The sequence below is a fragment of the uncultured Nostoc sp. genome, from assembly GCF_964245445.1.
Taxonomy (GTDB): Bacteria; Cyanobacteriota; Cyanobacteriia; order Cyanobacteriales; family Nostocaceae; genus Nostoc.
Genome location: NZ_CAXTNE010000303.1, coordinates 1 through 8999, shown reverse-complemented (window position 1 = coordinate 8999; position 8999 = coordinate 1). Strand labels below are relative to the sequence as shown.

Genomic DNA, 8999 nt, shown 5'->3' with positions numbered 1-8999 from the left:
AGCCTCTCCAAGAGTTGTATGCCCTTCTGCCTCCCCTCTTCACCCCATCTTTAATTTTCGATCTAAATAGGTGGACTTTTAAGAATATTATGAAAGTCTATTTGTAGCTGCTAGTATTCAACAGCTAGGAGCGTACAATAAATGTAAATAAGTACATGTAGGGATCATGTAGGGATCGTAGGCAATTACCACCCGTAATTACCTATAGTCACTGATTTCTCGGCAAAACTTCTAAAGCCATTGTCTAGTCAGTTATGTGAAAAAAACGATTTAAAACTTAAAGCTGTTACTTTGGTGCTATTTCAGGGAACTATGTAAATATCCCCTTGAAGATTTTTCAGTGAATTAGCCCAAATGATGAATATAACTACTTTACAAAGCTTTAGACAAAACCAATTCAGAGTATATCAAATCTATGAATATGCAAGAGAAAACTACCAAAGCGGAAAATACACGAGCCGATAAGGTAGAAATTGCTGTCCGCCTGGACTCCGAGCTACTAGAGCAAATTCAGCATCTCACCAATGATCCAAGTAAAGTGATTGAGGTGGCGATTCGCCAGTGGTTGCGGGGTGAAATCCTTAGAGATGACGAACTGACGCGTACCCCTGTGCGTAAACCCGTTCCTCCTCGGGGTGAATGGAATGATTGACGCTATTAATCAGCTGTCAATGTAAGTTAAAAAGTGAAGTTTGCCAATTTGGATTTCAGATCACCAAAAAATACTCAATAAAAAACAAAAAAGCTGTAAGAATTTATGCAAAAATTTGAGCAGCTTTAGTAAAATTACGGTCGGATACCCTTTGTTTATCCAACTCAATTAATGACTATTACTGCCAATTCCCAATTGTCAAATGTATTTCCCCAAAATCTGGAATCTATTACCAGTAAGACTGATGGCTCGTTAGCAACTCTAGGAGCCGAGTTGGTGTATACGCAAGATGGGGCAGGGCGCTATCTGACCTTTTGTTGGCAGCACAGCGAACTCCTGGGGTTAAATACCGAAAAAATAGTTGACGAGCTGAACCAGACCCAAACCTTTGCCCCGGTGGATAAAGTTACTTATTTGGAACGATTGCACCAAATTTGTCAAAATTCGGTGCCAGAAAGGTTTCAGTGTTGGTTTAGCTACCACCAAGAATTATTTGAGTTGGAATTGGTGATTAGCCCAATTATGCCGAGTTTGGGAACGACTGCTACTACAGTCTTAGTGATGGGACGGTTAGTGCAAGCGACACTCAACAAAAAACAAGTGCCTGTGGCATCAAAAACGCCCGCACAAATAGAGGTAGCAATACGATCGCAGCAACACCAAAAACTGGTAAATCGCATTACCAGAAATATCCGCCGGACGTTGGATTTAGATATTATTTGGCAGCAAACAGTTGATAGTCTGGGTAAGGCATTGCGGCTAGAGCGCTGTATTATTTGTCCTTATCAGCCCTCTAGCTCAAAAGTGGAGGTGAAGGCTGAGTATCACCAGGCAGCACTTAAATCAATGCTTGGCTTACAAATAGATATAGCTTCAGAGTCTGCCTTTGCTCAAGCTTTGGCAACCCTAGAACCAGTTGTAATGGAAGTACCTGGATACGCAGGATCTGGGCGGCAGAAAACTTTGGTGATTGCAACTTGCTATCAAGACCAGGCCAATGGATTGGTTGCCTTGAGTTGGCAGGATGAATGCTACACATTAACAGAATCAGAATTAGAACTGGCAAAAGAAGCAGCAGATCAATTAGGAACTGCGATCGCTCATGCTACTTTATATGAAGAATTAGAAATAGCGCGTCAAAAAGCTGAAGAAGCTTCCCGCCTCAAAAGCGAGTTTCTAGCTAATGTATCCCATGAAATTCGTACCCCCCTCAACGGCATGATTGGCTTCTTGAAGCTGATTTTGGAAGGGATGGCAGATGATCCAGAAGAACAAAACCAGTTTTTGTCAGAAGCTCACAACTTATCGATACATCTGCTGAATATTATCAACGACATTTTGGACATCGCTAAAATCGAAGCTGGCAAAATGGAGCTAGCTTACGCTCCAGTCAAGCTAGATGAGCTATTCAGTCATGTAGAAGGTTTCATGCGTCCCCAAGCAGAAATAAGAAACCTCAGCTTCCAGATGCAAATGCCTCCTACCTCCGATGAAATCATTGTCCAAAGCAACTACCAACGGTTACTACAAGTGATGATCAATTTAGTCGGTAATGCCATCAAATTTACCCATGAGGGCGGCATCACCGTCAGCGCCGATTTAGTACTCAAAAAGGCGAACTTTCAAGATCAGCAGTTTCCTGGCATGGTGAAAGTACGTGTAGCAGACACTGGGATTGGTGTTTCTTTAGATAAACAAGATAAACTGTTTCAATTATTCTCTCAGGTGGATGGTTCCCGCACTCGCCACTACGGCGGAACAGGTTTAGGATTGGCAATATCCCAAAAGCTAGTGGAGGCAATGGGCGGCGAGGTACATTTTTATAGTCTGGGCGAAGGACTTGGTTCAACAGTTACATTCACCGTGCCATTATATCAACAACCAGTTATGGTTTCATCTAATGATGGCGACTCAACAAGTAGTGCTGAATGTTAGTCATTAGTCATTGGTCATTGGTCATTTGGAAGATTACCAGTACTGGGTTTTAAGTTTTAAACTTTAAAGATTTTTTAGTAATTATTATTTAATAAGCATATTGGGCATGGGGTATTGGGAAAAAACTTTCCTTGTCTTCACCTCTTGGCGTTCTCTTCAGGACTTTAACCGCTAAAGTAGAGGAGGAGGGCTTGCACGACAAATTGTTCAGCTAATCTAATATCAAGTTGCTAAAACCAGCAGTGGTTTAGTCAAAAGTCATTAAAAACTGACACCTGACAATCTAGCGGCAATTAGATTTAGGATCGATTTAACAAAGCTGAAAAATAAAATTTTGGATAATGGTTAATGAGTAACCGCGCATCTGGCACAGAGATCATTACTATTCAATGCCTAATGCCTAATGCCTAATGCCCCATGCCCTATGCTCCATGAGGCAGTTGCTCCACTTGGGAAGACCCCAAGACCGCACTGCCTCCCCAATCCCCATTATTAACTTAGCAGGTCTAAAGCTATGGAACTCACAATTGACAACGTTGAAACAGTCTTAGATGAAATGCGCCCTTATCTCATGTCTGATGGCGGCAATGTGGAACTCGTAGAACTCGAAGGGCCTATTGTAAAACTGCGCCTGCAAGGTGCATGTGGTTCTTGTCCCAGTTCTGCAATGACCTTGAGAATGGGTATTGAACGCCGCTTAAAGGAAATGATTCCCGAAATCGCAGAAATTGAGCAAGTAGTCTAGGAACTGGGGATTGGGGACTTGGGACTGGGGAAGAATGGATTTTTTCATTCATAATTTATCATTAATACCTAATTCCTAATTTCTAATCCCCAATCCCTAACCTCTAATCAGTCGCTATGTCTCATCCTCTCTACATCGCTTTTATCTGGCATCAACATCAGCCGCTGTACAAATCTCCTGGCAGCGGCGTTTCGCTATCTTCTAGTCAACAGTACCGGCTTCCTTGGGTACGTTTGCATGGCACTAAAGATTATTTGGATTTGGTATTGCTTTTAGAGCGGTATCCTAAGTTACACCAAACGGTGAATTTAGTTCCATCGCTGATATTGCAACTCGAAGATTATATTGCTGGCACTGCTTTTGACCCTTATCTCACTGCCAGTTTGACGCCGGATGAACAACTCACCCAGCAGCAGCGCGAATTTATTATCCAACACTTTTTCGATGCCAATCACCATACTCTGATTGACCCTCATCCCCGCTATGCCGAGTTGTACCAGCAAAGGCAGGATAAGGGGCAAGCTTGGTGTTTAGCAAATTGGGAATTGTCAGATTATGGCGATTTGTTAGCTTGGCACAATTTGGCTTGGATCGATCCTCTGTTTTGGGACGACCCGGAAATTGCTACTTGGTTAAAACAGGGTCGAAATTTTACTTTAAGCGATCGCCAGCGCATTTATTCCAAGCAGCGAGAAATTCTCAGCCGGATTATCCCCCAACATCGCAAAATGCAGGAGGCGGGGCAGCTAGAAGTTACCACCACGCCTTACACTCACCCGATTTTACCCTTGCTAGCTGATACTAACTCTGGTCGGGTAGCTGTGCCTAATATGACACTACCTAAGCAGCGTTTTCAGTGGGCAGAAGATATTCCCCGCCACTTGCGGAAAGCTTGGAACTTTTATAAAGAACGCTTTGGACAGATACCTCGTGGTTTGTGGCCTTCGGAACAATCAGTAAGTCCGGCAATACTTCCAGATATTATTAACCAAGGATTTAAGTGGATATGCTCAGATGAAGCCGTCTTGGGGTGGACGCTGAAACACGTTTTTCATCGGGATGGGGCGGGGAATGTGCAGCAACCAGAATTGTTGTATCAACCCTATCGCCTACAAACCGCCGAGGGTGACTTGTCAATTGTGTTTCGTGACCACAGATTATCAGATTTGATTGGCTTTACTTATAGCGCGATGCCAGCAAAACAGGCAGCAGCAGATTTAGTGGGACATTTACAAGCGATCGCTAAAATGCAAAGAGAAAGTCAAAGTGAGCAACCTTGGCTAGTTACCATCGCTTTGGATGGGGAGAATTGCTGGGAATTTTATCCCGAAGACGGCAAACCCTTCTTAGAAGCTTTATATCAAACCTTGAGCGATGAACCCCGCCTCAAACTTGTCACCGTCTCCGAATTTCTGGAAGAATTTCCAGCTACAGCTACTATCCCCGCAGGACAACTACATAGTGGTTCTTGGGTAGATGGCAGTTTCACCACTTGGATCGGCGATCCCGCCAAAAATCGTGCTTGGGATTACTTGACAGAAGCAAGAGTTATGCTCGCAAGTCATCCCGAAGCAACGGAAGAAAACAACCCAGAAGCATGGGAAGCGTTGTATGCCGCAGAGGGTTCAGACTGGTTTTGGTGGTTTGGTGCAGGACACTCCTCAAATCAGGATGCCATCTTTGATCGGTTGTTTCGAGAACACCTGTTTGGCATTTACAAGGCATTAAATGAACCTGTACCGCCCTACCTCAAGCAACCAGTAGAAATCCACGAAGCGCAGGGAAACCACACCCCACAAGGGTTTATTCATCCCGTCATTGATGGTAGAGGTGATGAACAAGACTGGGACAAAGCTGGACGCATAGAAATCGGCGGGGCGCGGGGGACGATGCACAATAGCAGTGTCATCCAGCGACTTTGGTATGGGGTGGATCACCTCAATTTCTATTTACGGCTGGACTTTAAAAGTGGCGCTGCACCAGGGCAAGATTTGCCAGCAGAGTTGAATTTGCTGTGGTTTTATCCAGAAAAAACAATGGTTAACAGCCCAGTTCCCTTGGCAGATTTACCAGATGCAGCCCCACTTAATTACCTTTTCCATCATCTTCTAGAAATTAACTTGCTGACGCAATCGATTCAGTTTCGGGAAGCTGGAGACAATTATCAATGGCATCCCCGTTTCAGTCGCGCTCAAGTAGCTTTAAATAATTGTTTAGAGTTGGCAGTACCGTGGGCAGATTTGCAAGTTCCGCCAGATTATCCTTTGCGCTTGATTTTGGTGCTTGCAGATGAAGGGCGTTTTTGCAACTATTTACCAGAAAATGCTTTGATTCCTATTGAGGTGCCTTAGAACTCAATAGGTTTGGTGTTTAGCCCTTTCAAGGTGACTTGTAAAATCTCTTTTTTCTGTTTGCGCCACGGATACTTTGCTCAAGTCGGGAAACCCGCCCACGCAAGTGTCCTCCTTTGCGTCTCTGTGGTTAAAAAGTCTTTTATTTAACCACAGAGGACACAGAGAGCAAGAGACAATCCTAAAAGCTTGTTATGGACTGGCTTTTACCTTAAGTTTACACAAATGACAGATGTACCCCCCTACAGTCGATTCATTTGTAGCAAAGTAATCTATTCATATTTGGTCTTGTTTGTCAATCTGTAATTTCTACAAAAATTTAGTTTTATTTTTTGAAAAAGTTTGATGATTTGGCAAAGTTGCAGTAATTTTACTGTAACCAAGGAATATTTGTCATAAGATTAAAAACATTTCAGAACAGATATTCTACGCTAATGGATCGCTTTTCTCAAAAAATAACGAATTCTCAAGAGAGCATTTTACAGCACACTCAACTTGGCCAAATGTGTGGTTCCAAGAAGCTATTTGGCGATCGCTATGAAATATTGCAAATTTTGGGTCGAGGTGGATTTGGGATCACGTTTTTAGCCAAAAATACCATATTACCTGGGAATCCTCTCTGTGTTATTAAACAGCTTTGTCCGAAAGTGACTAATCCTCCAAGTTGGCAAAGGGCATGTAGGCGCTTTGAAAAAGAAGCAAGAACTTTGGGCCAACTCGGTAGTCATTCGCAAATCCCTATGCTATTAGACTACTTTCAGGCAAATGGGGAGTTTTTTTTAATTCAAGAATACATACCAGGTTTGACTTTGGCACGAGAAGTGCGGCAGACTGGGGCCAAAAGTGAAGCTTCAGTTAAACAGTTTTTGCAAGAATTATTACCTGTATTAAAGTATCTTCATAAACATCATGTGATTCATCGGGATATTAAGCCCCAGAATTTATTGCGGTGTGAGTATGACAGACGAATAGTGTTGATTGATTTTGGGGCCGTGAAAGAGCAATTAGCTGATGCTTGTGAAAACTCTCCCAATCAAGTTGCAAACACCAACTTTATCGGAACCAGAGGATTTGCACCACCAGAACAGTTTTCTCTACGTCCAGTTTATGCCAGTGATATTTATGCACTGGGTATAACTTGTATTTTTATGTTGACTGCTAAAAGTCCTTTAGAATTTGACTACGACGAAAATACTGGTGAAATATGCTGGCGAAAAGAGGTAAATATTAGCAATAGTTTCGCCCAGATTTTAGGAAAAATGGTGAAAATTACGTTAGCTGATCGGTTTAAAACTGCCGATGAAGTGATGAAAGCTTTAGGTCATGAAAGCTATTTGCCTACTTTAGCTGACTGTCTAACTACCCAAAAATTAAATAATAAAAGTATTGTACAATACGGAAATTCTTACGAAACTCCTGATGCATATTTACCACCTGTTGCCAGAACTGCTAATGCTATTCGGAAATGGAGAGCAAAGCTAAAGTAAACAAGGTCGCACTGCCTAAAGTATCAAATTAACAATTAATGATGGGTGATTTAAAATATCAAAAACAAATTTAGTAAGATTTTAACTGCATTTCATCGTCAGTGATGGTTAATTAATCAGGGTTTATCTTTAATACTTAGTAGGTTATTGCTTGCCAATATACAAGCAAAATTACTAGGTTTAAAAGTTCCGAAAAAAAATTTTATTCAAATTATTATATAATCGAGAGAATAATTAATCTTATGGCTCTCGTAGTTTTCCACAGATGAGGAAGACTGACACTATTTACAAACGCTAACTATATTAAGTAATTCCCCAATCCCCAGAACAGGGTTTTCTACCACGAGTAAGCGAGAGTCAATTTTCTTAAGGGAAAGTTCGGGGCAAACTTAGCCTAAGTTGTCATGCAGTCGCGCCTGTCAGATCATGATCTGCTGCTTAAATCCCGATTGCTCAAATCCCCTGAATCCCAATGGAAAGAAGTTTTGCCAAAGTTGTAGCACCCCGTTGGTGTCACTTTTAAGAAATCGCTTCCGTGTCATCCGAGTTCTTTCAGATGAGGGGGGATTTGGCAGAACCTATCTATCAGAAGATGTCGATAAACTCAATGAACGTTGTGTTATCAAGCAATTAGCTCCAAAATTTCAAGGAACTTGGTCGCAAAAAAAGGCGATGGAGTTATTTGCTGAAGAAGCACAGCGACTACAAGACCTTGGGGAACATCCCCAAATTCCAACTTTGCTAGCTTACTTTGAGCAAGACGGCTGCCTATATTTAGTGCAGCAGTTTATTAATGGAGAAAATTTATTAAAGGAGTTGCAACAGCGCAAGGCTTATAACGCTAGGGAAATTCAATCTATTTTGCTAGATTTACTGCCCATCCTCAAATTTATCCACGATCGCAAAGTCATTCATCGAGATATCAAGCCAGAAAATATTATCCGCAATAAAAGTGATGGGCGATTAAGTTTGATTGATTTTGGCTCCTCAAAGCAATTCACCGCCAAAGTTCAGCAGAAATCTGGCACGTCCATTGGTTCACATGGTTATTCACCTCTGGAACAGATTAGAGATGGTAAAGCTTTCCCTGCCAGTGACTTGTTCGGTTTGGGGGCTACCTGCTTTCATCTGCTAACGGGAAATTCCCCCTTTCAGTTGTGGATGGAATCTGGGTACGCCTGGGTGAGTAATTGGCGGGAATATTTGCGGAGTCCATTAAATCCTGAGTTGGATTTTGTCATCGACAAGCTTTTGAAAAAAGATATCCATGAACGTTACCAGTCAGCCGATGAAGTTCTTAAAGATTTGAGTCCAAAACAACTCCTCGCGCTACCACCAGCCGGGAAATCCTCTGGAAAAATACCACCAACTAAAGCACCGGATTTACCAAAAAGTTATCCCTTAGTGAGAATTGTAATTTTGGTAAGTGCTTTTATTCTGTTGTTTGGATTTCAAGAATCTTGGTATAGACATTTTCGCCGAATTCAGACGAGTTTGGTTTCTCGGCTGACTCAGCACAATAATTCTGGCAAAGATGAAGCATTTTTAGGTCAACCACTAAAGATTACTTTGGGTAAGGTTTCCTTAGCTAATACCCTGCAAGGGCATGGAAACTCGGTTTTATCTGTTGCCATCAGTCCCGATGGCAAAACCATTGTCAGCAGTGGGGGCGATAGCACAATCAAACTTTGGGATTTCGCAACCGGAAAACAAATCTCTTTACTTGATGGGCATTCTCAGCAGGTGAATGTGGTAGCGATCAGCCCAGATGGCAAAATTCTGGTTAGTGGTAGTGATGACAACACCATCAAAATCTGGAATCTGGCAAC

At 42.2% G+C, this 8999-nt stretch carries 6 protein-coding genes; all 6 read left to right on the top strand.

The genetic code is table 11. From position 1 onward, the window contains the following. The first annotated feature begins 415 nt into the window (after window positions 1-415). On the top strand, window positions 416-652 hold the full coding sequence (locus ACFE90_RS32435; protein ID WP_375506424.1) for a hypothetical protein: 237 nt from the start codon (window positions 416-418) through the stop codon (window positions 650-652). A gap of 171 nt (window positions 653-823) precedes the next feature. Next, complete coding sequence (locus ACFE90_RS32430) at window positions 824-2587, top strand: sensor histidine kinase (protein WP_375506423.1); 1764 nt, start codon at window positions 824-826, stop codon at window positions 2585-2587. Between the two features lie 514 nt (window positions 2588-3101). Beyond that, window positions 3102-3332 carry a NifU family protein gene (locus tag ACFE90_RS32425; protein WP_100897064.1) on the top strand — a complete coding sequence of 77 codons (231 nt, stop codon included), beginning with the start codon at window positions 3102-3104 and terminating at the stop codon, window positions 3330-3332. A 116-nt stretch (window positions 3333-3448) separates the two neighbouring features. Further along, a complete protein-coding gene (locus tag ACFE90_RS32420) occupies window positions 3449-5683 on the top strand; it encodes a glycoside hydrolase (RefSeq protein ID WP_375506422.1) in 2235 nt (744 codons plus the stop codon). 434 nt (window positions 5684-6117) lie between these two features. Continuing rightward, complete coding sequence (locus ACFE90_RS32415) at window positions 6118-7170, top strand: protein kinase (protein WP_375506421.1); 1053 nt, start codon at window positions 6118-6120, stop codon at window positions 7168-7170. Between the two features lie 426 nt (window positions 7171-7596). Continuing rightward, window positions 7597-8999: protein kinase (locus ACFE90_RS32410; protein ID WP_375506420.1), on the top strand; the 1403-nt coding region annotated here is incomplete at its 3' end.

Bases quoted from the DNA above. Each gene is read 5' to 3' on its own strand.
- ACFE90_RS32435 (WP_375506424.1), top strand. From the start codon at position 416: ATGAATATGCAAGAGAAAACTACCAAAGCGGAAAATACACGAGCCGAT.
- ACFE90_RS32430 (WP_375506423.1), top strand. From the start codon at position 824: ATGACTATTACTGCCAATTCCCAATTGTCAAATGTATTTCCCCAAAAT.
- ACFE90_RS32425 (WP_100897064.1), top strand. From the start codon at position 3,102: ATGGAACTCACAATTGACAACGTTGAAACAGTCTTAGATGAAATGCGC.
- ACFE90_RS32420 (WP_375506422.1), top strand. From the start codon at position 3,449: ATGTCTCATCCTCTCTACATCGCTTTTATCTGGCATCAACATCAGCCG.
- ACFE90_RS32415 (WP_375506421.1), top strand. From the start codon at position 6,118: ATGGATCGCTTTTCTCAAAAAATAACGAATTCTCAAGAGAGCATTTTA.